The 25,340-nt window shown below is 62.4% G+C and carries 22 protein-coding genes and 1 pseudogene; 15 read left to right on the forward strand and 8 right to left on the reverse strand.

The features are described from left to right. The first annotated feature begins 52 nt into the window (after nucleotides 1–52). The 6 genes from uidA (at nucleotide 53) to LD110_RS15765 (ending at nucleotide 7,296) form a co-directional block, all read left to right on the forward strand. Complete coding sequence (gene uidA / locus LD110_RS15740) at nucleotides 53–1,855, forward strand: beta-glucuronidase (protein WP_225499772.1); 1,803 nt, start codon at nucleotides 53–55, stop codon at nucleotides 1,853–1,855. Nucleotides 1,856–1,866: 11 nt separating this feature from the next. Continuing rightward, nucleotides 1,867–3,330, forward strand: coding sequence for a glucuronide transporter (gene uidB / locus LD110_RS15745; RefSeq protein ID WP_225499773.1), 1,464 nt, complete (start codon nucleotides 1,867–1,869; stop codon nucleotides 3,328–3,330). A 47-nt stretch (nucleotides 3,331–3,377) separates the two neighbouring features. Further along, nucleotides 3,378–4,607, forward strand: coding sequence for a D-mannonate dehydratase ManD (gene manD, locus LD110_RS15750; RefSeq protein ID WP_225499774.1), 1,230 nt, complete (start codon nucleotides 3,378–3,380; stop codon nucleotides 4,605–4,607). A 27-nt stretch (nucleotides 4,608–4,634) separates the two neighbouring features. Next, nucleotides 4,635–5,219, forward strand: a complete 585-nt coding sequence (pyrE, locus tag LD110_RS15755; protein WP_225499775.1) for an orotate phosphoribosyltransferase — start codon at nucleotides 4,635–4,637, stop codon at nucleotides 5,217–5,219. A gap of 275 nt (nucleotides 5,220–5,494) precedes the next feature. After that, complete coding sequence (locus LD110_RS15760; protein ID WP_225499776.1) at nucleotides 5,495–6,274, forward strand: electron transfer flavoprotein subunit beta/FixA family protein; 780 nt, start codon at nucleotides 5,495–5,497, stop codon at nucleotides 6,272–6,274. Nucleotides 6,275–6,321: 47 nt separating this feature from the next. After that, nucleotides 6,322–7,296 (forward strand): electron transfer flavoprotein subunit alpha/FixB family protein, encoded by a 975-nt coding sequence (locus LD110_RS15765; RefSeq protein WP_225499777.1) that lies wholly within the window; start codon nucleotides 6,322–6,324, stop codon nucleotides 7,294–7,296. On the opposite strand, the gene LD110_RS15770 is transcribed toward LD110_RS15765, so the two are convergent. Beyond that, on the reverse strand, nucleotides 7,277–7,723 hold the full coding sequence (locus LD110_RS15770) for a hypothetical protein (protein ID WP_225499778.1): 447 nt from the start codon (nucleotides 7,721–7,723) through the stop codon (nucleotides 7,277–7,279). The two genes, LD110_RS15765 and LD110_RS15770, sit on opposite strands and share 20 nt — an antisense overlap. A gap of 262 nt (nucleotides 7,724–7,985) precedes the next feature. Here LD110_RS15770 and LD110_RS15775 point away from each other — a divergent pair, with 262 nt between their 5' ends. Continuing rightward, nucleotides 7,986–8,864 (forward strand): cytochrome b/b6 domain-containing protein, encoded by an 879-nt coding sequence (locus LD110_RS15775; protein WP_225499779.1) that lies wholly within the window; start codon nucleotides 7,986–7,988, stop codon nucleotides 8,862–8,864. 56 nt (nucleotides 8,865–8,920) lie between these two features. Here LD110_RS15775 and LD110_RS15780 read toward each other — a convergent pair whose 3' ends face one another. Then, nucleotides 8,921–9,976, reverse strand: a complete 1,056-nt coding sequence (locus LD110_RS15780; RefSeq protein ID WP_225499780.1) for a hypothetical protein — start codon at nucleotides 9,974–9,976, stop codon at nucleotides 8,921–8,923. 308 nt (nucleotides 9,977–10,284) lie between these two features. Here LD110_RS15780 and LD110_RS15785 point away from each other — a divergent pair, with 308 nt between their 5' ends. The 6 genes and pseudogenes from LD110_RS15785 to LD110_RS15810 form a co-directional block, all read left to right on the forward strand. Then, the gene (locus LD110_RS15785) at nucleotides 10,285–10,959 is read left to right on the forward strand and encodes a haloacid dehalogenase type II (protein ID WP_225499781.1); all 675 of its coding nucleotides are present in this window, start codon (nucleotides 10,285–10,287) and stop codon (nucleotides 10,957–10,959) included. A 92-nt stretch (nucleotides 10,960–11,051) separates the two neighbouring features. Further along, the gene (locus LD110_RS15790; protein ID WP_225499782.1) at nucleotides 11,052–12,191 is read left to right on the forward strand and encodes a phosphotransferase; all 1,140 of its coding nucleotides are present in this window, start codon (nucleotides 11,052–11,054) and stop codon (nucleotides 12,189–12,191) included. A 29-nt stretch (nucleotides 12,192–12,220) separates the two neighbouring features. Next, nucleotides 12,221–13,576: an aspartate aminotransferase family protein gene (locus LD110_RS15795; RefSeq protein ID WP_225499783.1), complete on the forward strand. Its 1,356-nt coding sequence runs from the start codon at nucleotides 12,221–12,223 to the stop codon at nucleotides 13,574–13,576. A gap of 86 nt (nucleotides 13,577–13,662) precedes the next feature. Continuing rightward, entirely contained in the window at nucleotides 13,663–14,589 is a 927-nt protein-coding gene (locus tag LD110_RS15800) for an ABC transporter substrate-binding protein (protein ID WP_225499784.1), read from the forward strand. Nucleotides 14,590–14,788: 199 nt separating this feature from the next. Further along, entirely contained in the window at nucleotides 14,789–15,940 is a 1,152-nt protein-coding gene (locus LD110_RS15805; RefSeq protein ID WP_225499785.1) for an ROK family protein, read from the forward strand. Between the two features lie 95 nt (nucleotides 15,941–16,035). Then, nucleotides 16,036–16,305, forward strand: a pseudogene (locus LD110_RS15810) (SDR family NAD(P)-dependent oxidoreductase); the annotation flags it as partial. A gap of 9 nt (nucleotides 16,306–16,314) precedes the next feature. Here LD110_RS15810 and LD110_RS15815 read toward each other — a convergent pair. The 4 genes from LD110_RS15815 to LD110_RS15830 form a co-directional block, all read right to left on the reverse strand. Next, a complete protein-coding gene (locus tag LD110_RS15815) occupies nucleotides 16,315–17,361 on the reverse strand; it encodes a LacI family DNA-binding transcriptional regulator (RefSeq protein ID WP_225499859.1) in 1,047 nt (348 codons plus the stop codon). A gap of 4 nt (nucleotides 17,362–17,365) precedes the next feature. Continuing rightward, nucleotides 17,366–18,154, reverse strand: a complete 789-nt coding sequence (locus tag LD110_RS15820; RefSeq protein WP_225499786.1) for a cupin domain-containing protein — start codon at nucleotides 18,152–18,154, stop codon at nucleotides 17,366–17,368. Further along, nucleotides 18,151–19,128, reverse strand: coding sequence for a PmoA family protein (locus LD110_RS15825; protein ID WP_225499787.1), 978 nt, complete (start codon nucleotides 19,126–19,128; stop codon nucleotides 18,151–18,153). The genes LD110_RS15820 and LD110_RS15825 overlap by 4 nt, the downstream gene beginning before the upstream one ends. Nucleotides 19,129–19,207: 79 nt before the next feature. Further along, entirely contained in the window at nucleotides 19,208–20,362 is a 1,155-nt protein-coding gene (locus LD110_RS15830; protein WP_225499788.1) for a Gfo/Idh/MocA family protein, read from the reverse strand. 309 nt (nucleotides 20,363–20,671) lie between these two features. On the opposite strand from LD110_RS15830, the gene LD110_RS15835 reads away from it, so the two are divergent. Continuing rightward, nucleotides 20,672–23,122 (forward strand): glycoside hydrolase family 3 N-terminal domain-containing protein, encoded by a 2,451-nt coding sequence (locus LD110_RS15835; RefSeq protein WP_225499789.1) that lies wholly within the window; start codon nucleotides 20,672–20,674, stop codon nucleotides 23,120–23,122. 15 nt (nucleotides 23,123–23,137) lie between these two features. Here the strand turns inward: LD110_RS15835 and LD110_RS15840 are convergent, their stop codons facing one another. Then, complete coding sequence (locus tag LD110_RS15840) at nucleotides 23,138–23,629, reverse strand: hypothetical protein (RefSeq protein WP_225499790.1); 492 nt, start codon at nucleotides 23,627–23,629, stop codon at nucleotides 23,138–23,140. 310 nt (nucleotides 23,630–23,939) lie between these two features. Between LD110_RS15840 and LD110_RS15845 the strand changes: the two genes are divergently transcribed. Continuing rightward, a complete protein-coding gene (locus tag LD110_RS15845; RefSeq protein WP_225499791.1) occupies nucleotides 23,940–24,581 on the forward strand; it encodes a pyridoxal-phosphate dependent enzyme in 642 nt (213 codons plus the stop codon). An 18-nt stretch (nucleotides 24,582–24,599) separates the two neighbouring features. Here the strand turns inward: LD110_RS15845 and LD110_RS15850 are convergent, their stop codons facing one another. Next, nucleotides 24,600–25,319 (reverse strand): DUF624 domain-containing protein, encoded by a 720-nt coding sequence (locus LD110_RS15850; RefSeq protein ID WP_225499792.1) that lies wholly within the window; start codon nucleotides 25,317–25,319, stop codon nucleotides 24,600–24,602. Nucleotides 25,320–25,340 lie beyond the last annotated feature (21 nt).

Consider the following 25,340-nt stretch of genomic DNA (forward strand, 5'->3'; position numbering starts at 1 on the left):
ATCCAACCGGCAACGCCGCCCAGCCCGCAACGACGCGTAAGGACTCCCACCAATGCTTAAGCCCCAAGCGACTGCCACCCGCGAACTGGTCAACCTCGACGGCCTGTACGCCTTCAAAGTGGACGTAGACCGCACTGGCCACCAGGACGAATGGTTCAAGAAGCCGCTGGAGACAACCCTGGAAATGGGTGTTCCAGCCAGCTACAACGACGTCTTCGCGGACAAGTCCATCCGTGACCATGTTGGCTACGTCTGGTACCAGAGAGAAGTCCGCGTACCTCGCGGTTGGGCAGGGGAGCGGATCCACATTCGCCTGGATTCCGCTACCCACGAAGGCATGGTCTACGTCAACGACGTCCTGGTGGCACAGCATGTCGGGGGCTACATGCCCTTCAGCGCCGACATCACGGACCATGTCTCCCCTGGCCGCACGTTCCGACTGACCATCGCGGTCAACAACGAGCTCACCCAGGCCACCATCCCGCCGGGCACGGTAACGGTGACCGAAGATGGCCGCCGCAAGCAGGGCTACATGCATGACTTCTACAACTACGCCGGCCTCCACCGCAGTGTCTGGCTGTTCAGCACGCCCGGGGTCGCCATCGAGGACGTCACCGTGGTGACCGGCGTTGAAGGCACCGCCGGGACGGTGGAGTACAGCGCCGTCGTCGCTGGCGGTTCCGGCAGCGAGACCGTCACCGTCACGCTGTCGGATGCGGACGGCGTCGAAGTCGCCGCCGGGGACGGAAGCAACGGCACCCTGACCGTGCCCAACGCGATCCTGTGGAGGCCAGGGGCGGCCTACCTTTACCGGCTCACCATCGCCGTGAAGAACGACGACGGCACGCTGCTTGACGAGTACAGCCTTCCTGTGGGGATCCGTACGGTTGAGGTCCGCGGGAACAAGTTCCTGATCAACGCTGAACCGTTCTACTTCACGGGCTTCGGCATGCATGAGGACCACATCACCATTGGCAAGGGCCACAACGCTGCGCAGATGGTGAACGATTTTGAGCTCCTCAAGTGGGTGGGCGCCAACTCGTTCCGGACGTCGCACTACCCGTACTCGGAGGAAGTCCTGGAGTACGCGGACCGTCACGGCATAGTTGTCATCAATGAAACCGCTGCCGTGGGGCTCAATGCAGGCTTCGCAAGCTTTTTCGGCGAAGGCCCCAAGTCCACGTACAGCGAAGAGTTTGTCAACGAAGACACCGCCGCCAACCATCGCCAGGCTATTTCGGAGCTCATTGCCCGGGACAAAAACCACCCCTCGGTGGTCATTTGGAGCATCGCCAACGAGCCAAACTCTTCCGAAGACGGCGCGCGGCCCTATTTCGCCCCATTGGCCGAACTTGCCCGGAAGCTGGACCCCACCCGTCCCGTTGGTTTCGTCAACGTCATGATGGACCCTTTCGACAAGGACACCATTACGGACCTGTTCGACGTCATTATGCTCAACCGCTACTACGGCTGGTACGTCAACACCGGAGACCTTCAGTCAGCGGAGAAGGCACTCGAGGCTGAGCTAAAGGGTTGGGAAGCCAAACATGGCAAGCCCATCATCATGACCGAATACGGTGCAGACACCATGCCCGGACTGCATTCCCTGTATGAGCAACCGTGGAGTGAGGAATTCCAATCGTCATTCCTGGACATGTTCCACCGCGTCCACGATCGCGTCGAGTCCGTCGTGGGCGAGCACGTCTGGAACTTTGCCGACTTCCAGACCTCCAACGGCATCATGCGCGTTGACGGCAACAAGAAGGGTGCGTTCACCCGCGACCGCCGTCCCAAGTCCGCGGCCTTCGCCCTCCGCGAGCGCTGGACCCAGCTGGGCAGCAAGAAGCAAGGCTAAAGGAACCCCGCATGACCACACTGACAAAGCTCAGCAAGCGCAGCATCCTCGGCTACGGTGCCGGCGATGCCGCCAACAATCTCGCTTTCACCACTACCACAATGTTCCTGTTGGTGTACTACACGGACGTCGCCGGGATTTCCGCCGCGGCTGCCGGAACGCTCTTCCTTATCGTCCGGATTTTTGATGCCTTCGCGGATATCTTTGCCGGACGGATGGTGGACCGGACGCACACCAAGCGCTGGGGCAAGTTCCGCCCCTTCATCCTCTTCGGTTCCCTGCCGCTGCTGGTGTTGAGCGCCCTGAACTTCCACATTCCCCAGCTCGGCGAATCAGGGACCTTGCTTTACGCGTACGTTGCCTACGCAGCCCTTGGCCTGGCCTATTCGCTGGTCAACATCCCTTACGGTTCCATGGCGGCGTCCATGGCGCAGGATCCCAAGGAGCGTGCCAAGCTGGCGTCCGCCCGTACCGTCGGCGCACTGCTGGTGGGCTCGGTCCTCGGCATTTTCGTCGCCCCACTGCTGAAGGCCGGCACAGACCTTCAGCCGGTCTTCAGCACGGTGACCATCAGCTTCGTGGCGGTCGGATTCGTGCTTTACATGTTCACGTTCTTTACGGCCCGGGAACGCGTCCGCCGCGATGTCCCCAAGGTCTCCTTCAAGCAGAGCGTGGCGACCCTAAAAGGCAACAAGCCGCTGCTGATGCTGTGCGTTTCCTCGTTTGTGTTCCTTTCCGGCTCGCTGGCGCTGACCACCGTGCAGATCTACTACTTCCGCGACGTTCTCCACCATTTGGAACTTGTCCCGGTGCTTTCCATCGTCCAGTTGCTTCTCACCTTGGGGGCAGCGGCAGTCATGCCCGGCCTGGTGGCCCGCTTCGGCAAGCGCACCATCTATTTGGCCTCCGGACTGATGATGGCAATGGGCGGGGCTGTTGTGCTGTTCACCCCGCCGGCCATGCTGTGGCTCGGATTCACCGGTTTTGTCCTGGCGCTGTCAGGCATAAACGGCACGAACATCGTGGTATGGGCCCTCGAAGCGGACACTGTGGAATATGGCGAATGGAAGACCGGCGTTCGTTCCGAGGGGATCATCTATTCCCTGTTCTCCTTCACTCGTAAGACCGGACAGGCCGTGGGTGGTGCGCTCGCCGGATACGCCATCGCGGCTGGCGGCTACAACGGCAAGGCAGCCCAGCAGACGGCCGAAGCCATCACCGGAATCCAGGTGGCGGCGGGCCTCATCCCTGCCGTCCTGGCGGTCTTGGCGATGGCGGTTATGGTGCGCTATAGCCTCACGGACAAGGTTCACGCCACCATGGTGGAAGAGATCCGCGCCCGCCGCACCCGTATTGACAAAGGCCGCGCCTTCGACGCCGGTTCGTCCGACGGCGGTTCCCCCGCCAGCGGCGTCGCTGACCGCGGCGCCGTTCAGCCGGCGTCGAACCCTCCGGCCGCAACTCCCACCGCCTAAGCCACGCAGACAAAGCGCAACCAACCACCCAATCGAAAGGAACAGCAGTGAAGATCATTTCCGCGGAAGTGTTCGTGACCAGCCCCACCCGGAACTTCGTGACGCTGAAGATCACCACGGAGGATGGCATCACAGGCATCGGTGACGCCACGCTGAACGGCCGTGAGCTCGCCGTTGCTGCCTACCTGAAGGAACACGTTGCGCAGCTGCTTATTGGCAAGGACGCGCACCGCATCGAGGATACGTGGCAGTTCCTCTACCGTTCGGCGTATTGGCGCCGCGGGCCCGTGACCATGGCGGCGATTGCCGCCGTCGATATGGCCCTGTGGGACATCAAGGGAAAGGTTGCCGGGCTCCCGGTGTATCAGCTCCTGGGCGGTGCCTCACGGAATGGGCTGCGCGCGTATGGCCACGCCTCCGGCATGGACATCCCGTCCCTGTTTGACTCTATCCGTGAGCATTTGGAACTCGGTTACAAGTCCATCCGGGTGCAGACCGCCGTGCCCGGCATCAAAGCCGTCTACGGTGTTGCCGCGCAGACCCAGGCGTCGGGGGAGCGGTACGATTACGAACCCGCTGGCCGCGGCGCCTTCCCACTCGAGGAAGACTGGGACACGCGCGCATACCTGCGGCACCTGCCCACGGTGTTTGAGGCCGTGCGCAGCGAGTTCGGCCCGGAAATCCCGCTGCTGCATGACGGCCACCACCGCATGACACCCATCCAGGCGGCCAAGCTCGGCAAGGCGCTTGAACCGTACGATCTCTTCTGGCTGGAAGACTGCACTCCTGCCGAGAACCAGGAGGCTTTGCGCCTGGTCCGCCAGCACACCACCACCCCGTTGGCCATCGGCGAAATCTTCAACACCGTGTTCGACTTCCAAGCCCTGATCAAGGAACAGCTGATCGATTACGTGCGTGCAGCATCCACGCACTTCGGCGGCATTTCCCCGCTGAAGAAGGTCATGGACTACGCGGCGCAGTACCAGGTGAAATCCGGTTTCCACGGGCCAACCGATATCTCCCCGGTGGGCTTCGCCGCGCAGCTGCACGTGGGCCTGGCCATCCACAACTACGGCATCCAGGAGTACATGCAGCACTCGGACAAGACCAACACCGTGTTCGAGCAGTCCATGACCTTTACCGACGGCTACCTGCACCCCGGTGACAAGCCCGGCCTGGGTGTCGAGTTCAACGAGGAAGCCGCGTTGTCGTTCCCGTACCAGCAGGCCTACCTGCCGTACAACCGCTTGGTGGATGGGACTGTGCACGACTGGTGAGTGGGTCTCGCCTTTAGAATGGAGACCATGACTTCCCCCGCTGACTCCGCAGTTGACATTGCCCCTGCCCGCGCCCGCCTTCTGGAGCTGATCAAGGAGCTGGCCGTGGTTCGCGGCAAGGTGACCCTGTCCAGCGGCGCCGAAGCCGACTACTACATCGACCTCCGCCGCATCACCTTGCACCACGAGGCCTCCAAGCTGGTAGGCCAGGTCATGCTGTCGCTGATCGACGACGCCGGCCTGGAGATCGAGGCGGCCGGCGGCCTCACCATGGGTGCTGATCCCGTCGGCACCGCCGTGATGCACGCGGCGTCCGACGCCGGGCGGGCAATTGACGCTTTTGTGGTCCGCAAGGCGCAGAAGTCTTACGGCATGGGCCGCCAGGTGGAAGGACCCTCGGTTGAGGGCCGCAACGTCGTGGTGCTGGAGGACACCTCGACGACGGGCGGCTCGGCGCTGACCGCCGTCGAGGGCGTTCGCAAAGCTGGCGGCAATGTGGTGGCGGTTGCCGTGATCGTCGACCGTAACACGGGCGCCAAGGAGAAGATCGAAGCCGAAGCTGGCGTTCCTTACCTGTACGCGTTCAGCAAGGACGAGCTGGGCCTGGACTAGGAGCTTCTTGAGAAGCCGCTGCGCAGTACATTGTTCTGCGCAGCGGCTTCTTTTTTGTGCCGTGTGGAGCAGATCGGAACGTCCTTGTGGGCCTAATCTTGGCCGGACAACAAGTCCTCCTAGCGCCATGAGTGTTTGGCGGCCGCTCCGGAAGGAGCGGCCGCTGCTTTTCCGGTGGCCTTGAGGCCGCCCCAGCGACACGAAAAAATCGACCCTACCTTGGCGGGCGCTGAGAAGGCAGACTGATCCTCATAGCCGACTCAAGGAGTGCATCAATGAAGATCGTTGTCCTGGCAAAGCAGGTCCCTGATACCTGGTCAGATCGGAAACTGGACCTCGTTACAGGAATGTTGGACCGCGCCGCGTCAGATCCGGTTCCGGATGAAATCGGCGAGCGAGCCTTGGAAAACGCCTTGAGATATAAGGACGCCAACCCGGATGCCGAAGTGGTTGTCTTGATGATGGGCCCAGAAGACACAAGCAAGTCCCTGCGCAAATTGCTGTCCATGGGAGCCGATTCCGCTGTCCTTGTAGAGGACCCTGCCCTCGTCGGTTCTGACATGGTCCAGACGGCGAGGGTCCTTGCCGCCGCCTTGCAAAAGATCGGCGCTGACCTGATCCTGGCGGGCAACGAATCGACCGATGGGCGCGGGGGAGTGGTTCCTGCCATGGTCGCTGAACTCCTCGGGCTGCCGTTGCTGCCTGCCCTGGAGAACCTGGAGATAACGCCGGAGTTGGTGTCTGGTGTATGCCAGATTGACGGCGGGACGCTCGCCTTGGAGTCTCCGCTTCCTGCTGTGGTGTCCGTGACCGAGCGAACAGCCGATGCCCGCTTCCCGAATTTCAAAGGCATCATGCAGGCCAAAAAGAAGCCACTCGACACTTGGTCATTGGCCAATTTGGGAATTCAAGCAGGACCTGAGGCGGCCAGCGTGCGTTCGGTGATGGTTTCCGCCGTCGAGCGTCCCGCGAAGCAGTCCGGCCCCAAGATCACCGACGACGGCACGGCCGCCGAGCAGTTGGTGGACTTCTTGACCAGCAACAAACTCATCTAGCGTCCGCCAGCCTGCTTCCTTGAACTTTCCAGAACCGAAGGATCCTCATGGGTAACGTCCTTGTACTTATTGAAACCACGCCTGACGGCGCATTGAAGTCTTCGTCCGCCGGTTTGCTGGGGGCAGCTTCCCTAATCGGTACTCCGGTTGCCGTAGTAGTGACCCCTCCTGGTGAGGGGGCAAACCTGGGTTCCGATCTAGGCCAGTTGGGCGCCGAACAGGTCTATATCGCCGAGTCCGCGACGCTCGCGATCGAACTTGGCAGCGCTGCCGTCGGCGCGCTGGCCGATGCCGTTGCGGCGTACTCGCCCGTTGCCGTGCTGCTCTCCAACACCAACGATTCCAAGGCCGTTGCCGGGAGGCTGGCAATTGTGGCGAACGGATCCGTGGCGGCCGACGCAGTGGGACTGCGCTTCGACGCCGACGAGGCCATCGCACAGCATTCAGTGTTCGGTGGTGATTTCACCAGCGAGTCCACCGTTGAAGGTGGGCTGATGATCATCACCATCCGCCCTGGTGCCATCGACGCACGTGCCGAGGCCGTGGCAGACCCTGCCGTCACCCGTACACCGGTGGCAACCGTGACGGCTCCCGGCGCCAAAATCGTGGACGTGCAGCAATCCGCGGGCGAAACGGGCCGCCCTGCACTTCGCGGCGCCAAGACCGTGGTGTCCGGCGGACGTGGGTTGGGCTCCAAGGAGAACTTCGTCCTCGTGGAGCAACTGGCCGATGCCTTGGGAGCGGCCATTGGAGCATCGAGGGCCGCCGTGGATGCCGGCTACGTTCCACAGTCCTACCAGGTTGGCCAGACGGGCGTTTCGGTATCCCCGGAACTGTACATCGCGCTGGGCATCTCCGGCGCAATTCAGCACCGCGCGGGAATGCAGACGGCAAAGACCATCGTGGCGATTAACAAGGATGAAGACGCCCCAATCTTTGAGGTATCCGATTTCGGTATCGTCGGTGACGTATTCAAAGTTGTGCCCCAGCTAATCGAGGCCGTCAACGCGCGCCGCAGCTGAGTGGGGTGTAGCTGAGCGAGAGAGGACCAGAGTCAATGCCTACAGGGTCCAGCCCTGAAGAGCCGACCCCGACCGAGGACAACGGCCCCGCTGAAGAGCAACCGAAGCCTATCAAGCAGAGGATGGCCGGCCAGCCGGCGTCGCCAATGAGCCCGCCACCGGCCAAGCAGCGGATGGGTGCGGCGCCGGTGGTGTCGGGTGAGTCGGGTGCGGCTCCGACCGGTTCGGCACCGGCCAAGCAGCGGATGGGTGCGACGTCGGCGGTGTCGGGTGAGTTGGGTGCGGCTCCGGCCGGCTCGGCACCGGGGAAGCAGCGGATGGGTGCGGCGCCGGCTGTGTCGGGTGAGCCGGGTGCAGCTCCGGCAGGCTCGGCACCGGGGAAGCAGCGGATGGGTGCGGCGCTGTCGGCGCCTTCGGAGGCTCCCACAGCTGCATCAGAAAGCGAAACTCCAACCCTGCCCCCGAGCCAAGCACCGACGCGAATGGGAGGAACGCCCGCGCCCCGGACCGAGCCGCCCAGAACCGAGCCTGGTCCGGTAAGCCCGCAGCCGTCGACCGCGCAGGCCGCTCCCAAGACGCCAGCCGCCCCCAAGCCAGCCGCCGTCCAGCCGACCGCCCCCAAAGCGACCCAACAGCAACCGCGGCCTCCGGCGTCGGCCGCTCGTCCAGCGTGGGTGAGGCCCGCCGTCGTGACGGTCGCGCTGCTAGTGGCGGCGCTCGTCGTCGTACTGCTGGCCCGGTGGCTGCGCTCAACGCCGCAGGTGCAGGACTTCCTCGCTACTTTTCCGGGGCATTCGTCCCGTCCGGCAGCAGCGCCGATAGGCATTCCGGCGTGGTTGGGGTGGCAGCATTTCCTCAATGTGTTCTTTATGGTGCTGATTGTCCGCACCGGTCTTCAGGTCCGGCTTGAAAAGCGTCCGCCGGGCTATTGGACGCCAAACCGGAATTCATTCTTTTCTCCGAAGGGCAACACGCCAAAGAAGGTAAGTCTGTCCCACTGGCTGCATCAGGCGCTCGACCTGCTGTGGGTCCTCAACGGGCTGATTTTCATTGTCCTGCTGGTCGTGACCGGTCAATGGCAACGTACAGTTCCCACAAACTGGGACATCGTACCCAACATGCTTTCCACGGCTCTCCAGTACGCGTCCTTGGACTGGCCTACAGAAAACGGCTGGGTCCAATACAACGCGTTGCAATTGGTGACCTATTTCTTGACTGTGTTTATTGCAGCGCCGCTGGCTATCGTGTCAGGTTTCCGAATGTCCACGTGGTGGCCAACTAATGCAAAGCGCCTCAACAGCATTTACCCGATGGAAGTCGCACGGGCACTGCATTTCCCGGTCATGATCTATTTTGTGGCGTTCACGGTAGTCCATGTGGCGCTGGTCCTTTTCACCGGGGCGCTGCGCAACCTCAACCACATGTTCGCCTCCAAGGACGAAGTGGACTGGTGGGGGCTGGTGATTTTCCTTGTTTCCCTGCTGGCTATTGCCGGGTCTTGGTTCTTGACGCAGCCGCTCTTTACGCGGCCTATTGCCGGGATGATGGGGAAGGTCTCCAACAGATAGAAAACAGCGGCTGCCCGCGGAGAGGCAGCCGCTGTTTTCTCTTGCGGACTAGGCATTTAGCCGCTGTACGGCACGCGCTCCCAGCTAAGCTGCTCGGACGCGGTATCGGCGTTCGGCCTGACCGTGACGCGCAGCCATTCATTGGACGTCGCGGCGCCCTGCACAGTCACCCGGCGGAGGTTCGGCACGCTGTCCTGGCCGTAGATGCCGAGCCACGGTGAGCCGGTGGCCATCGGTGCGTCGTCGTTGTACACGTGGCTGTCTCCGTTGAACAGGTAGACCTGGCCGCCAAATTCGCGGGCACCCTCGGCGAGGGCCTTCACGACCGGCCGGAAGCCGCTCACCAATTCAGGCTTCTCAGCGGCACCCTGCCCCAGCATGTACGGATCGAACATGTCGGCCTGCATCATCACGACGACGGCGCGAGCGTTGGTCCGCTTGGCGTCGGCGAAGGTGCGCTGGATCTGCGCGACGTCCGCCGCGTCCCGGGATTCGACTTCAGCGAGCTGCTCAGCGGTGGGCTCGGTCAGGCCAAGACCGGACCACGGAAGGAGGGAGTTGTTGGAGCCCTGGACGTTCACCACGGAAAACGCCACGCGCTGCTGGTCGAAGGTGACGTTCTCCGGCAGTCCCTGTTCGGCCTGGGACTTCACGGGCATGTTGCCGCCGAGCGTTTTGCCCGGGGTCGCGAAGAACATGCTGCGCAGCTTGTCCAGGCGCTCCAAGGGGTTGTAGGAGCCGTTGTTCACCCGGTGGCAGTCCACCCATTCGTTGTCGCCGGGGGTGTAGACCAAAGGAGCCTCGAACCGGTCGAACTGCGCCTTGATGGCGGCGAAGTATTCGTCGGTGTACTGCGCAGAGCCAGCCTTGATGTCGCCCAGGTGGGTGACGAAGCGCAGCTCGTCGTGCGTGTTCAGTTCTGAGACCATCTGCGGGAAGCGCGCTATTTGGGCAGCACCGTAAGGGACGTCACCGATGACGCCGAACGTAAAGGACTCCTGTTGTTCAGGACCTGCGTCGGGAGCAGCTTGGGCGGCGGCGGGCAGTCCGACGGCGACAAGCGCCAGGGCGGCAGCCGCACCGAGGATGCGGGCGGACTTGGGGACAGGCATGACACTCTCCAATGCGATCGGGGTGGTTCGACCGCAAAGCTAGAGGCAAGAGGCAACACCTTATTGACGGGCTGGCGTCGCAGGGGTGAACGTCACTGAGCCGCTGTTGGCGACGCGGTGGCGTGGTGTTGCCAATCCGGGGCAACCGTTGGAGCTTTCCAAGACATCATCAAAGAAAATCGTTGACAATCGACAATCGGGGATTTAGATTCATAGGGAATCAAAAACCCTCGCTCGGTCGAACGAATGCCGATGGCTGACAACGACCGAGGTCCCCTCCCAACACCACTATGAACGGACGAATCATCATGGCAGACACGAACTTCCGCCCGAAGTACATCTCTTTTGATATCTACGGCACACTGATCAATTGGGATACTGATTCCACAACCCGCCGGCTGCTTGCGGGCCGTTTGCCTGAAGAGCAGTGGCCTGCGTTCAAGAAGGTGTTCCGCGGGTACCGGTTCGACGAGGTTTGCGGCGACTACAAGCCCTACGAGCAGATCCTTCAGAATTCCTTTGACCGGGTATGCAAGTTTTTTGGCATTGGGCCGACTCCTAGTGCGGGCGCAGAGTTCGCTGACGCTGTGCTCAGCTTTGGTGCCCACGAGGACGTGCCGGCTCCGCTGAAGCTCATGGGCGACAACTACAAGCTGGTGGCGCTGTCTAACGCCGACGACAGCTTCCTGGACATCAGCATTCCCAAGCTCGGCGCTGACTTCCACGCCGTGTTGACCGCTGAGCAGGCCCAGGCCTATAAGCCGCGCTACCAGGCCTTCGAGTACATGCTCGATACCCTGAACGCCAAGCCGGAGGACTTCCTGCACATCGCCTCGCACACTCGCTACGACATGCATCCGATGCACGACATGGGCTTCCGCAACCTCTGGGTCCTGGACCGTGGCTATGACCCCATTACTGGGGGCTACGACTACAACTCTGTTAAGTCCCTGGAAGAGATCAACAGGCACCTCGGTCTCTAAGCCCGGTTCCTTAGGCGAAGCGCCCGGTCCCAGCGCTTCAACTTGCGACAGCCGGCCTCCTGATTTTCTCCTTCAATCATTGAAAGGGTGAGATGTGCCCCTCCTTTGATCCCACCGCACTTGGTACCGGCCCGGCACAGGCCATAGGGCCCACATGCCGCGCCCAGGCAGCCTGGGGCGTCACTAGCGACTCCGAGTTTATTGAGGCTGTCGCATTGGAGAGTGGACTGCTGGCAGAGCAGTCCCAGCTCGCTGACTCAACTGTTCTGGTGCTCCTTGAGCAGTTCTACGGCCTGAAGGGGAAGCTGGTCCGGATTCCCACCGAAAAGGACGAGACTTTCCGTCTCCGGAACGGAGGTGAAACCTATCTGGTGAAAGTGTCGCCATCGGATGAGGATCCGGCGATCGTCCAGCTTCAGACGGCATGCATGGAGCATTTGGAGCGTTCTGCCCCCGAACTTCCGGTCCAGCGTCTAGTCAGGAGCCTTAGGGGAGATCCACAAGTTCTCATTCCGGCGCCTGATGGGCCTTTTGACCGGGTGCTTCGGGTGATGCGGTTCATGCCTGGAGATGTGCTTGCCAGTCAGAAGGCGTCGGCTGGTCAGCTTCAGTTGGTGGGTTCAAGCCTTGCGCGTGTAGGCCTTGCTTTGCAGGACTTTGATCATGCCCGTGCCGACCGGTTGCTCCTGTGGGACCTGAAGCACTTTCACCGCATGCGGCCGCTGCTTGATTACGTCGATGAGCAGCACAAACGCTCTCTGGCTGAGGACATTTTTGACCAGTTCGACGAGAAGGTGGTTCCGCTTCTCGACACCCTCACCTCTCAGGTTGTCCACGGTGATTTCAGTCCGTTCAACGTTCTGATCGACCCGGACAGGCCGGACTACGTGAGCGGGATTATCGACTTCGGAGACGTCGTGCGGACGCCTGTGATCTTCGACCTCAGCGTCACCATGGCCAACCTCCTGGGAGCAGACCCGGCCAGCCCTTGGAAACACGCTCTGCACGTCATGGATGGGTATCGGAGCATCCGTCCGCTGCCTGACCAGGAGTTGGAGGCTCTGCTCATCTCAGCACAGGCCCGTCTGCTCCTGCGGGCCCTGATCACGCAGTGGCGGGCAAGCCAGTTGCCGCAAAGGCGTGATTATCTGCTCTCCCACTCCAAGCCTGACTGGGATCGGCTCGCTTCTACAGCGGCCGCCCCTGCACCAAGACTGCCTTTCACATCCTGAACCAGACTCACAGCCTTCAAGGAGAGACCTTGGACACTTCCCAAATTCGTAAGCCATCCCGTGCAATGATCAATGGCTTTGATCCCAACCGCCTCGGTGAACTCCCGGACCAGATGCAGAAGAACATTCGGCGCCGGGACCAGAGCCTCGGGCCCGGATACCGGCTTTTCTATGACACACCGCTGGAAATCGTCCGCGGCAAGGGCGTGACGTTGTTTGACCGCGACGGAAATGACTATCTCGACGTTTACAACAACGTCCCCTCTGTCGGTCACGCCCACCCGCGTGTCATAGCGGCCGTCCACGAACAGATGCAGACGCTGAACACCAACACCCGTTACGTCCAGGAATCCATCCTCGATTACTCAGAGCAGCTTCTCTCCACGTTTCCCGCCGAGCTTGGCCATGTCATGTTTACCTGCACAGGTTCGGAAGCCAACGACCTCGCCATGCGCGTCGCCAAATACGCCACCGGAAATCAGGGCATCATCGTCACCTCCGGCGCGTACCACGGGCTCACAACCGAGGTGGCGTCCTTCTCACCGTCCCTGGGCATCGGCGTGCCCTTGGGTGCGAACGTGCGGGTCATCGACGCCCCGGACTTCCTGCGATACCCATTGGATCAAGGGTCCCTGGAGGATCACCTGCGGAACCAGGTGCGTGAGGCCATCGCCGACCTTCACCGGCACGGCATCGGAGTTGCGGCCTTCATCGCCGACAGCATCTTCTCCTCCGACGGTGTCTTCGCCGGCCCTGCAGGCTTCCTGCGTCCCATCGTGGAGGAAATCCATGCTGTGGGCGGCCTGTACATCGCCGATGAAGTCCAGCCGGGCTTCGGCCGGACCGGCGAGGAATGGTGGGGGTTCCAACGCCACGGTATCGTCCCGGACATCGTGACCATAGGCAAACCCATGGGTAACGGCATCCCCGTCGCGGCAGCCATCTTCAAGCCCGAACTACTCCAGGAGTTCGGGAAAAACATCCGCTACTTCAACACCTTCGGCGGAAACTCCGTAGCCATCGCGGCGGCCCAGGCCGTCCTGGACGTTCTCCGCGAGGAATCCCTCATGGAAAACGCCCTCAAGGTCGGCGGAAAGATCCTCACCGGACTCAAGGATCTCACTCAGGGTCTGGACCAGGTTGCAGAAGTCCGCGGGAGCGGCTTCTTTATCGGCGTCGACCTCGTCACGGACCAATCCACGCTCTTACCCGACGGGGAAGCCGCCGCCGGCATCGTGAACGCCCTCCGGCGGGACCGGATCCTCATCTCGGCATGCGGCGCTCAGGGCAATGTCCTGAAACTCCGCCCCCCAATGCCGTTCTCCAGCGATGATGCCGATCGCCTGCTCGAAGCAATGGGCCATGCCTTCAAGGCGCTGCACTAGGCCCGAATGGGCCCGGGGGAATCCTGCTCAACAAGCTCACTCATTCTGCGGGTTACACCCGCAGAAACGATTTGAAGGATTGCACCATGAAGACCAGAAACAAAATCCAGACGGCGACTGCGGGACTCGCTGTCCTGCTTGCCCTCACCGCCTGTGGCAGCACGGCAACAGGCACTGAGGCGACGGAAATCCCCAAGACGCAGAATACCCGCGACATCTCTGAGGGCGTCCAACCGGATGCGGCCGCGGTAGCGCTGCTGCCCGAGTCCTACAAAGCCAAGGGTGAACTGACGGTCGCGATGGACCTGAGTTCCCCGCCCACCACGTTCCTGGCCGAGGACAACGTCACCCCGATCGGCGTGAATCCCGACATCGCGCGCCTCGTGGCCAAAAAGCTGGGGCTGAAGCTGAAGTTCGAGAACACGGCATTCGACACGATCATTCCCGGCATTGACGGCGGCCGCTACGACTTCACCGCCACCACCATGTCAGCCACCCCCGAGCGGCTGCAGGTCCTGGACATGATCGACTACCTCAAGGGCGGCTCGGCCGTCGCGGTAGCCGCCGGCAATCCACTCAATCTGACCAACGACACGCTCTGCGGCAAGAACATCGCCGTGACCAAGGGCTCCACACAGCAACTGAAGCACCTGCCCAACATCTCGAAGTGGACGTGCGAGGAAAAGGGCAAGCAGGCCATCAACGCCGTCACGCTGCCCAACGTCCAGGAGGCACTGACGCAGCTGGACTCCAAGCGCATTGACGGCGTCTTCTACGACGCCGGTGCCCTGGCCTGGGCAGAGATCCAGCAGCCCAACCATTTCACCGTCCTCTCACCGAGGATGGATACCCGAACGAATACCAACGTCGCCATAGGTCTGAAAAAGGGATCACCGTTGACACCGGCCCTGCAGAAAGCCATCCAGTCCGTTCTCGAAACCCCGGAATACAAGAAGTCGCTGGACTACTGGGGCCTGGGCGAGTCAGCCATTACCCAGGCCGCAATCCGCTAGTACCGGGGGCGCGCCAACGCCCCAACTGACCAGTACGCCCCGGCAGTTTGTTTCCCTGCCGAGGCGTACCGTCCGTTGGCTGGAACGAACGGTCGCCGTCGAACGAGCCACGGAAGAAGACCACTTACCCCTACACAACGAATACCGGGCAGCCCCAAAACGTCCCTGTTTTGCTCTGAACTCTCATTAAGGTTGTGCTATGAGCACCATCCCCACTGCACGTGACTACACCAAGGCTTCGGTCTTTGATGCGGTCCTTTCAGAGGCGCCTTTGACGCGGAGCAGGCTGATCGAATTGACGCGGCTGAGCCAGGCGACCGTCTCTCGGAAAGTAGATGAGCTTCGTTTTGACGGCTTTCTTGTCGAGCGGGGAGTCGATGCGGTTGTGCGCCGTGGCCGGCCTTCGACATATCTGGATGTACCCGGCACGGCGGGGCACATTGTCGGTGTCTCTTTGGGAGCGCAAACCACTTGCGTCCTGGTGACGGACCTGCGAGGTCGCGAGGTTGGGCACCTGATTATTCCCAGTCACGAAGGGGGCGATGCTGAAACAACTGCCAAGTGGCTGGCGGACCTGATTGCGAAGACCAGTGATTCCGCAGAGGGGCCATTGCGCCAAATCGTCGCCGCACTGCCCGGCCGTGTACCGAATGGCACTAGGAGGTCCGGGACACCAGAAACACGGAAGAATTTCATGGATTCTCCGCTCCAGAATTGCCTTGAGGATCGATTGAACGCTCCCGTGATCCTTGAGAGCGACGCCAGTGCTTCCCTCCGGGGGATCCTGAAGGATGATGCCAGCATAGGTAACGCTGCTTTGTTCATGCTTAGTACCGTGCTGACGTTCGCTACTTGTACTGATCATGAGATCGCCCATGGGCGGACGCCTACTTTCGGTGACCTCGGTGGTGTTCTCTACTCAGGCGTTGGCAACGAGTCCCTCGAGGGGCTGTTGAGCACAAAGGGTCTCCTGCGGTTTTCCAGGGGGCGAGGACTGGAGCTGGAGGGTATCGAAGCGCTCTGGTCCCGGCCGCAGGAAGAGGCGTCCCGCGCGGAAGTGATGGAGGCGTTTACGACAGCGATTGTCACCGCTGTCGGTGCCGTTGCAGTTACGCTGGATCCCGAGTCCGTATTTTTTGTGGGTCGCCTGAGTCCGCTCCTGGATGAGGTCCTGCCCGAGGTACGCAGGCGACTGGCGCAAAACCTTCCCGTCGTTCCGGAGATCAAGGTCGTGTCGCAAGTGGTCGGACTATCGGTGGCCCGTGGAGCGGCGCATGCGGGACTGGCACTGGCCCAATCCCGGCTCCGGGAATCGATGCTGGAGGCCAGTCGCGAGAGCCAAAGCCCGTAGCAGGCAAGAAGTAAAGCATCTTCCTCGCACCCTCGGCGTGATGCTGAATTGGATCGCTTGCCTTTGAGCGCGCTCGAACCTTTAGCGTCGGGGTCATGACGACACACAACACCAAGACATGGATTATCACAGGCGCCAGTGCAGGCCTCGGCCTGGCGCTCGCCGAGGCCGCTTTGGAGGCAGGGGAGCGCGTGGTCGGCACGGCCCGGCGAATCGGGCGCTTCGATTCACTCAAAGCGCAATACGGTGATCGCTTGCTGGCCGTGGAACACGATGTGCGGGATACGGCAGTGGCCGCCGCGGTTGTGGAGAAGGCCGTAGCCGCGTTTGGGCGAGTTGATGTGCTGGTCAACAACGCGGGTGCGGAGCCGCCCCTAAGCCGCCGAAACTTGCCCGGCTGCCGGGGCCGCCGTCGAACCCCTCACGATCAACTCCGTGCCAAGTTCGATCCGCTCGGGCATGTTCTCTTCGCCGTCCAAGTGCCGCAGCAGCGTCCGCATGGCCGTTTCCGCCATTTGCACCACTGGCTGGCGAATCGTGGTCAGCCCGGGTTCTACCCACTCAGCCGCGGGGATATCGTCGAAGCCCACGATGCTGATGTCCTCGGGGATGCGGAGGCCTGCCTTGCGCACAGACCGGTAGGCGCCGAAGGCCTGCGCGTCGTTCCCGGCGAAGATGGCGGTGGGGCGGGAATCCAGCGCCAGCAATTCTTCAGTGGCCGTCTCACCTGCCTCCGTAGAGAAGTCTCCGGGCACCATAAGGGATTTGTCCACCGCGACACCGCGGGCCCTGTGGGCAGCCAGGAAGCCGTCCTCGCGGGCGCTGCTGCACTGTAGGTCCTCGCGTCCCCCGATCATGGCAATCCTCGTGTGCCCAAGGCTGAGCAAGTATTCGGTGGCGGAGTAGGCACCCTTCCAGTTCGCCGCTCCGATGGTGGTGAGATCCGGCCCGGGCTGACCAACGGGATCAATCAAAACCACCGGCATGCCCAGGGACTTGATGCGCCGAATCTGCTTGGGATCCAAGTCGTAGACGGCTAGCAACAAGCCGTCGGACTTGCGTTCAGCGAGGTTGGACAGCCAGGCCCGGGTCCGCGAACCGTCGATGGAGAGGCTGCTGACCACGGTCCCGTAGCCTGCTTCCTGTGCCACGTTCTCCACGCCTTCGATGATCTCACGCGCCCATTCCGACCCCAGGCCTGGGAATACCAGGTCAATGAGCCCGGCCTTTTTGCTGCGCCGAGTGGGCCGCCTCGCATAGCCGCGTCGGGCAATGATTTCCTCGACGCGCTGACGGGTTTCCGCGGCAACGTGGGCATGACCGTTGAGCACCTTGGAAACCGTGGGCACTGATACACCGGCTTCACGCGCGATTTCGCTGATTGTTGCCCGGCTGGTGCCTTCTTCTGCCAACCCCACCATCCCCTTAGCCCATCGTGTCACTGCCCTCCGTGCCCGCTGATGCGTCGCCAGCGTCGGAAACGTTCCACGTCTCGATGCGTCCACACATACCGTATTTCCTGTGTGGTTCCCGCGCTCCGATTCTAGTTTGCGCCTCCGAAAGAAAGAAACTTTCTGCCGATTTTAGGGACATTAAATTCCGTCGAGTGAATGCTGCCTGCAGTTCCGCGCCGCGCTCTACACGATCACGCCACAGCTCGGTCCGGGCGGAAACCAGCCCCGCCGTGGCGGCGAGGAACGCCCTCAAAGCAGCGCCGCCGTCGTTCTTGGTAGCCTCACGCAGCCGGAGGTAACCGTCCAGCGCAAGGTCCCGACGACGGCGCGCGGCCGCCTCCGCGCGGACGTCGCCACGATCCGCGTTACTTAGCGGCAGCGCCGCGGCAGCCGCGTATGCCTCCGGCGACGCGAGGCAGGAAGGCGGAAAGGTCATGACTGCGTCGCCATTCTCAGGCAGCCCCGCGTTCTGCATCACCACCAGGACGCTGAGGTCGCCGGAATCGTTGACGGCCCGGTGGATCGTGCCGGGAGTGAACCATACGGTGACGCCGGGTTCCAAAGGTGTGCTGGCGAAACCGGATGTGCTGAGAGTTTCAAGTCGCCCGCTGCCGCTAAGCACCACGTATGCCTCACTGGAAGCGGTGTGCATGTGCGGAGCGCCGCCGCACTTGCCGTCAGCGGCAGGCCAGTCATAGATACTGACCCTGGAGACTGCCGTGGCTCCGGGAAACGTCGTGAAGGGAGAAGTGGAGGTCACCTAGATGCCCACTCCGCCAGCGCAGTCTTCGCGGTCGCTGCATACTCAGTAGCGCGTGCGGCATCCGAGGCGCCGTCGGCGACTACGACGGCAAAGCGGTAGCTGAGCGAACCGCCGTCGGGGACTGGGACCACCTCGCTGAAGAACGGCGCAGAACCAACACAGCCGAACGGCTCAGACCGCACGAACCATTGGTTCGGGTAGCCCGGATTGGCAGCATCTTCAATGAACGTCAGGCTCGATTTCCGGCAGTGCCCGTCGTGCTGGCCAGTGAAGGAGAGCCAAGGAACACGTGTGCCGCGCAGGGCATCGGCGCCCGCTCCTTCGGGGGACAGGACTTCTCCGCCGGTGAAGGACCTCGGGCCGCGCCAGAAAAGGCCCCCGTATCCCGCGTTGTCGCGGCCCTCCGTGGTGGGACTGCCGATTGACAGGCGATCGCCGCTGCTGTTGGTCATGGTGGTTTCGAACAGCAGCGCCCAAGCGTCTTCAAGAAGCTGGACCGCGAATTGCCGCTTCTCCGCCATTACATCGGCGCCCTGCTGGCTGAGCCAGCTCAGGGTTTCGGAAACGCTGAGGCGCTCGCCGAGTTCGACGACGGGAGGCCCGCCGACGGGCTCACCTGCGGCTTTCGCGCCGGGCACGGCGTTGAACGCGTCGTGGTGCATGCTGCCGTTGTTATCCAGATTGGCGTAACCGGTTTGCCGTGTGTAGGTGGCGCCGCCCCAGAAATTGTGGTTGCCGACGTTGGGCAGCGCCCAGGACAGGCCTTTGTGCCACACATGATCCCAGGGCCTGAAGATGCTGACCTCGTCGCCGCCGAGCGTAGTCAGCGGGTGGAAGTAGGGCCGGGGGCTCTCGTACTGGTCATCGTCGGGGAGGTAGACGTAGCGGACTATCTGCGTGTCGCCGACGGTGAATTCAAGTGCTGTTCCGTCGTCGGTCCAGCGGAGGCTGGTGGCTGTTGTTATTGTCATGGATCCTTCGCTTCGGTTGCTTGGGCTCTTGGCCCGGGCGCGATGGTGTGGGGAGCGCGGAGGCCCGCGCACGGTCGACTTAAATCGATGCTGGAGCGGCCTCAGCCAAAGATGCCGATGCCAGAGCGGATTCCGCCAACACCCGCGTGCCCAGGCCGTTTCCATCCATGCCCCCATAGAAGTCGTGCCCGGGCACTATCTCGCCCCGGCGGACCGGGGAGCCGGTGAACGCGGACGCGTAAATTGCGGTGGCGAACTCAAGCGTGTCCCGTGAATCTTCAAGGGACACCGGAAGCGGCCCGCTGCTGTTTGTGCCTTCGTCCAAAGCGTCATACATCGCGAGGAATTGGGCGGCGTGGCCGCTGCCGCGCTCCAGCGACTGCGATGCCCACGCGTCCGCCACGGATTCTTCACTCCCCGGCGCAGCGGTGACGGTCCAGTTATCCGTGGAATAGCCATATAGGTGGGACAGCTCGATGGTGGCGTGTTCGCAATCGATGCGGATGTCAGACGTTTCGCGGGGGGAGAGCAGGGAGTTGACTACGGTGGCCACTGCGCCGTTTTCGAATCTGACCAATGCAGCAGAGAGGTCCTCCGTAGAAGTCTTTCGGGCTTGCCGGGCTGCGAGGGCCGTGACTTCCTGCCAAGGGCCGAGCAGGTGGAGGAGCAGGTCGAACTGGTGGATGCCGTGACCCATGGTGGGTCCACCGCCCTCGGCTGCCCACGTTCCCCGCCAGGGAAGGTCGAAGTAGCTGTCCGGCCGATACCAAAGAGTGTCACAGCGGGCCACGAGGGCTCGGCCGAATTCCCCGCCCCCGATCAACTTGCGGGCTGCCTGCGCAGCATCGCCGAAGCGGTGCTGGAAGACACAGGCGAATTGGGCGCCGCTCACGGCCTTGGCGGATTGGATCCCGTCGAAGTCCTCGAGGCTGAGCGCCGGCGGCTTCTCCGACAGCACGTGGGCACCGGCCTCAAGGCAGGTGATGGCCTGGTTGATGTGCAACATGGGAGGTGTGCAGAGGTGGACGATGTCCGGCTTTGCCTCGGCGAGCAGTCTCTCCAGATCCGTATAGCGGCCGATGATGGAGTATCTCTCAGAGAAGGCCTCGAGCCGTGCCTGGTCGACGTCGCACGCCGCAACGATCTCCGCCCTTCCGTTGGTCCGGGCCAGATTCTCCGCATGAACTCCAGCGATCCCTCCGGTGCCAACGATGGCCACCCTGTATGTTCGCATTCCTGAACACCTTTGCTCCGAGTTTCGGGATCCAATTGCCGAAACTTTCTTGATTGTTCCAATGACCTCTGCGCCTCAGTTGGGGCCGGCACCATTCTCGTTGCTTGCCAAAATCGGGCCTTCTGACGCGTGAAAGGGCATTTCCGCAGCAAATGACGGGGTCTGTGGTGTGGCCGGTTGAGATAACCCTAGGGAGACCAAATCCCGAAAGTCAATGGAAAGTTGACTAGAAACTAACTGATAGTTTCTGATACTTTCTTATTCAATTCCACTAGTCATCCAGAACGAGCCACTCAGCAGGAGCAGCCAGTGAGCAGTGACGTCGCCGAGCAACAGACTCTTCCGCGCGAATCGCGGGAGGCCGTCGTCGAGCGCCTCATCAAGGAGATGACCCTAGACGAAAAGCTCGCCCAGCTGGTGGGCGTCTGGGTCAATGCGTCCACTGATGGCTCCGACGTTGCCCCTCTGCAAAGCCAGCTGGCTGGCGACAAGCGCTCGTGGGATGAGGTGATCGCCGACGGCCTGGGCCAGATCACTCGCATGTACGGGACTGCGCCGCTGGAACCCGAAGCTGGCGCCCGGGCCCTCGCCAAGGCGCAGGCGCAGATTATGGCGGCTTCACGGTTCGGCATTCCCGCCCAGGTCCACGAGGAGTGCCTCGCCGGTCTCGCCGCGTGGAAGGCCACCGCGTTTCCCGTGCCACTGGCGTGGGGTGCCACCTTCAACCCGGCGCTAGTCCGCGACATGGCGGAACGGATCGGCGCCACGATGCGCGGTCTGGGGATCCACCAGGGGCTGGCACCGGTGCTAGATGTCGTCCGGGATCTGCGCTGGGGACGGGTCGAGGAGACCATCGGCGAGGATCCGTACCTTGTTGGTACACTCGCCACGGCCTATGTCCTGGGGCTCGAGCAGGCTGGCATCGTCTCCACGCTCAAGCATTTTGTGGGCTATTCCGCCTCCCGCGCCGGCCGCAACCACGCCCCCGTGTCCATGGGGCCACGCGAACTCGCCGACGTTATGCTGCCGCCGTTCGAAATTGCCCTGCGCCACGGTGGCGCGCGTTCCGTGATGCACGCGTATACGGAGATCGACGGCGTCCCCGCCGCTGCGAACCGCGAGTTGCTCACCGAACTTCTCCGGCAACAGTGGGCCTTCGAGGGGACGGTAGTTGCTGACTACTTTGGGGTAGCTTTCCTCCAGTTGACCCACCGCGTAGCCGCCGACGGCGAAGCAGCAGCCGCCCTGGCCCTCGAGGCCGGAGTCGACGTCGAACTGCCCACGGTGAACTGTTACGGGGAGCCGCTCCGGCGGGCGGTGCTGTCGGGCACAGTTTCCGAGGAGCTTGTGGACCGCGCACTACGCCGTGTCCTCACGCAAAAGTACGACGTCGGATTGCTGAATCCGGACTACCGCCCGGAGCCGCTGTGCCTCTCAGAAGGTCCGATCGACCTCGACCCGAGGGAAAACAGGCTGCTCGCCCGCGAGCTCGGTGCGCAGTCGTTGGTGCTGCTCACCAACGGGCGACCGGGCCACGAACCGATCCTGCCGCTGCGCGCCGCCGGGCTTACCGGTGTTTGGGGCGCGGACGCCGGGGCTGTCGGCATCGGGCCGGTTGGCGCTGCAAGGCCCGACGGCGGGGCTGCCGCACGTGGAGGTGCCAACGTCGGACGCCTCGGCATCGTGGGCCCACTCGCGGACGATCCCTTCGCCATGCTGGGCTGCTACTCCTTCGACGCCCACGTTGGTGCGTCGCATCCTGAGGTTCCCCTCGGCGTAGAGATCCCAACGGTGGCTGACGTTGCTGCAGCCCGCTTCGACAGCGTGACCGTTGCCGCCACGGGAACCTGCGAGGCTGCGAGCGATGAGGAAATATCCCTCGCCTCCGGGGTGGTCCCCTGCGTGGATACCTGCGTTGTGGTGGTCGGGGACAACGCCGGGCTCTTTGGCCGGGGCACTTCCGGTGAGGGCAATGACGCCCCGGACCTGAAACTTCCCGGTAGACAACACGAACTACTGTCAGCGGTCCTGGATGCAGCCGCTGCGACGGGCACCAGGGTAGTGATCGTTGTCCTCAGCGGCCGCCCGTATGCCTTGGGCGACTTTGTGGATCGCGCAGATGCCATAGTCCAGGGCTTCTTCCCGGGGGAGGACGGCGCGGAGGCATTGTGGGACGTTCTGTGTGGGGAAACGAACCCCTCGGGCAGGCTTCCCGTGTCCATGCCGCGGACGCCCGGTGGCCAGCCCGGCACGTACCTGCACAGCGCGCTCGGCGGAAGGACCGAGGTCAGTGCCTTGGATCCTTCTCCTCTTTTCGGCTTCGGTCATGGGCTGAGCTACACGAGCTTCGAATATACCGGTCACGAGTGCAGCGCTTCCACGATGTCCACCGACGGTACCGCCGTCGTGTCCGTCACTGTGACCAATACCGGACAACTGGACGGGGCCGACGTCGTGCAACTCTACTTGGAAGATCCAGTGGCCGAGGTGACCCGGCCGGTTAAGGAGCTGATCGGCTATGCGCGCGTGGAACTCACCGCGGGAGAGTCGGCGCGCGTTTCATTTGCAGTCCATGCAGATCGCTTCTCGTTTACTGGTGCCTCCCTACAACGTGTGGTGACGCCGGGAGAGGTACGGCTGCACGTGTCCCGCTCCTGCACGGATGAGGTGTTCACGCATACTGTCCTGGTCGAGGGCCCGGTACGGCGAGTTGGCTTCGAGCGGGAAATGTTGACACCCGTGGAGGTCACGCCGCTCTAGGGAAACCGCCTCGGGTTACAGAGGAACCTTCGTGCCCAGGTGCAGCTGCAACTGCGCAGTTAGGCGCGCCACTGAGAGCCCTAGTCCTTCGTGGGAGACAATTCGCAGACCGGTGAGGCCCAAACGCTCGTCCCAAGCCTCCGCAAAGTAGTTGTGCCTGCGGATATTGCTGATAACCAGGCTTAGCGAAACACCTGGCACATCGAGCAGCAGCCGATCCATTTCCTCTGCGTTCAATTCGCTATTTTCTCGAAGCGACTGAAGATACGCTCCCGCCGTTTGGTCAATGACCGTTGGCACCTTGGGCACCACGACGGTGCCGTGCGGAGCACCGGCGTAAATTGTCGCCCCGGACGCGGAAGAGAGCGCCCAGTAGGATGACCCGTCTGTCGTGTTGACGGCATAGAACCGGTCTGGCGAGACGGCCAATACTTCTTCTATGCCCTTCTTCTCGGAGAAGAGCGTACGGGTTACGGGGCGGGGCCTGCCTGCGTGTGTCCAACTCATGCCCAGGAACCTTCGCGGGCGCTGGCCGGAATGCTTGTGTTGGATGCATTGGGAAAGGGCCGGTGAAACTTGAGCAGGCGCGGAGGCGGGCACGACAAAGTTCCTCAAATGAGAAGGCTGGGGTTACGCCTAATTCTATCGGTCCAGTGGGCAATTCTTGGCGAAAATTCTCCCTTGGAGGTGTACGGGCGGCGTGATTATGGACACCTCGCGATTTAACTCAGAACATGCCCCCCGCCTACCGGTGATTGGCTTGCTGATTCGAGCCTGAAGTAGGGTCAACTCGTTCCCCCTGGGCAGGAGATATTAGATGCAGACCCTTACCTTCGCCGAGATAAAAGCCGCCTCGGAGCGCATCGCGGATCGGGTCCGGCCAGTTGTTGTGGCGCCGGCGGACGCCGGGTCTGTTATCACAGCGGAACCTGGTGGGCGATGCAATGTGTATTTTGCCCTGGAATTCATGCAGCACACCGGCACGTTTAAAGCGCGGGGCGCCCAGAACTTCATCCAAGCGCATCGCGACGCCGGTACCCTCCCCGATGCCGGCGTCACCATTGCTTCGGGCGGCAACGCCGGAATGGCGTGCGCCTGGGCTGCTCGGGAACAAGGAGTCAGGGCGACTGTTTTCCTGCCGATTGGAGCACCAGCTGTTAAGGTCTCGCGGCTCCGTGGCTATGGCGCCGATGTTCGGCTTGTCGGATCCGAGTACGCCGAGGCTCTGGCGGCATGTCAGGAATTCGCTGCCTCAACTGGCGCACTTGCTTCCCACGCTTACGATCACCCGCTCATCGCAGCCGGAGCCGGCACCCTCCTGGAAGAAATACTCCAGCAGATCCCCGCGCTGGATACGGTTGTGGTGGCCGTTGGTGGCGGAGGACTGTTCTCCGGTGTAGCAACGGCCGCCCAGCACTACGGCTTGCGCACTGCGATCTGGTGGCGGCCTACTAGGTAAGCCAGGTGAACCTTGGCGTCATGCCGCAGTCGTGAACTTATCCTCAACAAATCGGAGCAGCGGTCGGGAGTTGAGGCAGACCAAATAGACCACGGCACCTGCAGTGAACAGCAGGACAAACACGCTGGTCTGCGCCAGAGCCCAGGCACCCAGCACGATGATTGCCGCATTCCCCAGCGAAGCGCGCTTTTGCGCGCCCAGGCAGGAGAATGCCAGCCGGAAGACATCGATGGTCCGAAAACGGAAACGCGACACGATCACCAGCGCATTGATCGTCACCGTGCAGACCAGTACAGCTAGAAGCAGCAGGCAAACCCGAAGCGCAGGATCAACTGGTGTTGACGCCGCGCCGAGATTCAGCAGGTTGAAAGCGAGGAGCGCAAACACACCAAAAGCAGGCACCCACACTGCCAGGGCCTCCCGGGCATTGCCCTTCAGGGCTCGCAGGAACAATCTGGCCACGGATCCCTCGGTCGCGGAAATGATCTTGTTGCAGGTCGCGGCGGCCGCCACCACGGCCGGCCCCAGCGGAAGGCAGCATAAAAGCACGACGGCGACTGCCGCCGTCGTACTCGCAGGGGAACCCGCCGCGGCGCTGATCAAAGAAACAAGCAGTGGCGAGAGTACGAGCGGAAGGTTCACCAGAACCAGCAACAGGTGGCAGACCATTACCCCGTAGATAAGGCTCGCCGCCCTGAATAAGGGTCCGGTTCCGAACTCTGTTTTGGCTGTTGTCACGGCCAGGCTTCCTTCCCATCG

The organism is Arthrobacter sp. M4 (genome assembly GCF_020251205.1).
Lineage (GTDB): Bacteria > Actinomycetota > Actinomycetes > Actinomycetales > Micrococcaceae > Arthrobacter.

Coding starts and splice junctions, on each gene's coding strand:
- LD110_RS15845 (WP_225499791.1), top strand. CDS start 23,940: ATGCAGACCCTTACCTTCGCCGAGATAAAAGCCGCCTCGGAGCGCATC.
- LD110_RS15765 (WP_225499777.1), top strand. CDS start 6,322: ATGGGTAACGTCCTTGTACTTATTGAAACCACGCCTGACGGCGCATTG.
- uidB (WP_225499773.1), top strand. CDS start 1,867: ATGACCACACTGACAAAGCTCAGCAAGCGCAGCATCCTCGGCTACGGT.
- LD110_RS15840 (WP_225499790.1), bottom strand. CDS start 23,629: ATGAGTTGGACACACGCAGGCAGGCCCCGCCCCGTAACCCGTACGCTC.
- LD110_RS15760 (WP_225499776.1), top strand. CDS start 5,495: ATGAAGATCGTTGTCCTGGCAAAGCAGGTCCCTGATACCTGGTCAGAT.
- LD110_RS15790 (WP_225499782.1), top strand. CDS start 11,052: ATGTGCCCCTCCTTTGATCCCACCGCACTTGGTACCGGCCCGGCACAG.
- uidA (WP_225499772.1), top strand. CDS start 53: ATGCTTAAGCCCCAAGCGACTGCCACCCGCGAACTGGTCAACCTCGAC.
- LD110_RS15780 (WP_225499780.1), bottom strand. CDS start 9,976: ATGCCTGTCCCCAAGTCCGCCCGCATCCTCGGTGCGGCTGCCGCCCTG.
- LD110_RS15785 (WP_225499781.1), top strand. CDS start 10,285: ATGGCAGACACGAACTTCCGCCCGAAGTACATCTCTTTTGATATCTAC.
- LD110_RS15800 (WP_225499784.1), top strand. CDS start 13,663: ATGAAGACCAGAAACAAAATCCAGACGGCGACTGCGGGACTCGCTGTC.
- LD110_RS15825 (WP_225499787.1), bottom strand. CDS start 19,128: ATGACAATAACAACAGCCACCAGCCTCCGCTGGACCGACGACGGAACA.
- LD110_RS15815 (WP_225499859.1), bottom strand. CDS start 17,361: ATGGTGGGGTTGGCAGAAGAAGGCACCAGCCGGGCAACAATCAGCGAA.
- LD110_RS15830 (WP_225499788.1), bottom strand. CDS start 20,362: ATGCGAACATACAGGGTGGCCATCGTTGGCACCGGAGGGATCGCTGGA.
- LD110_RS15805 (WP_225499785.1), top strand. CDS start 14,789: ATGAGCACCATCCCCACTGCACGTGACTACACCAAGGCTTCGGTCTTT.
- pyrE (WP_225499775.1), top strand. CDS start 4,635: ATGACTTCCCCCGCTGACTCCGCAGTTGACATTGCCCCTGCCCGCGCC.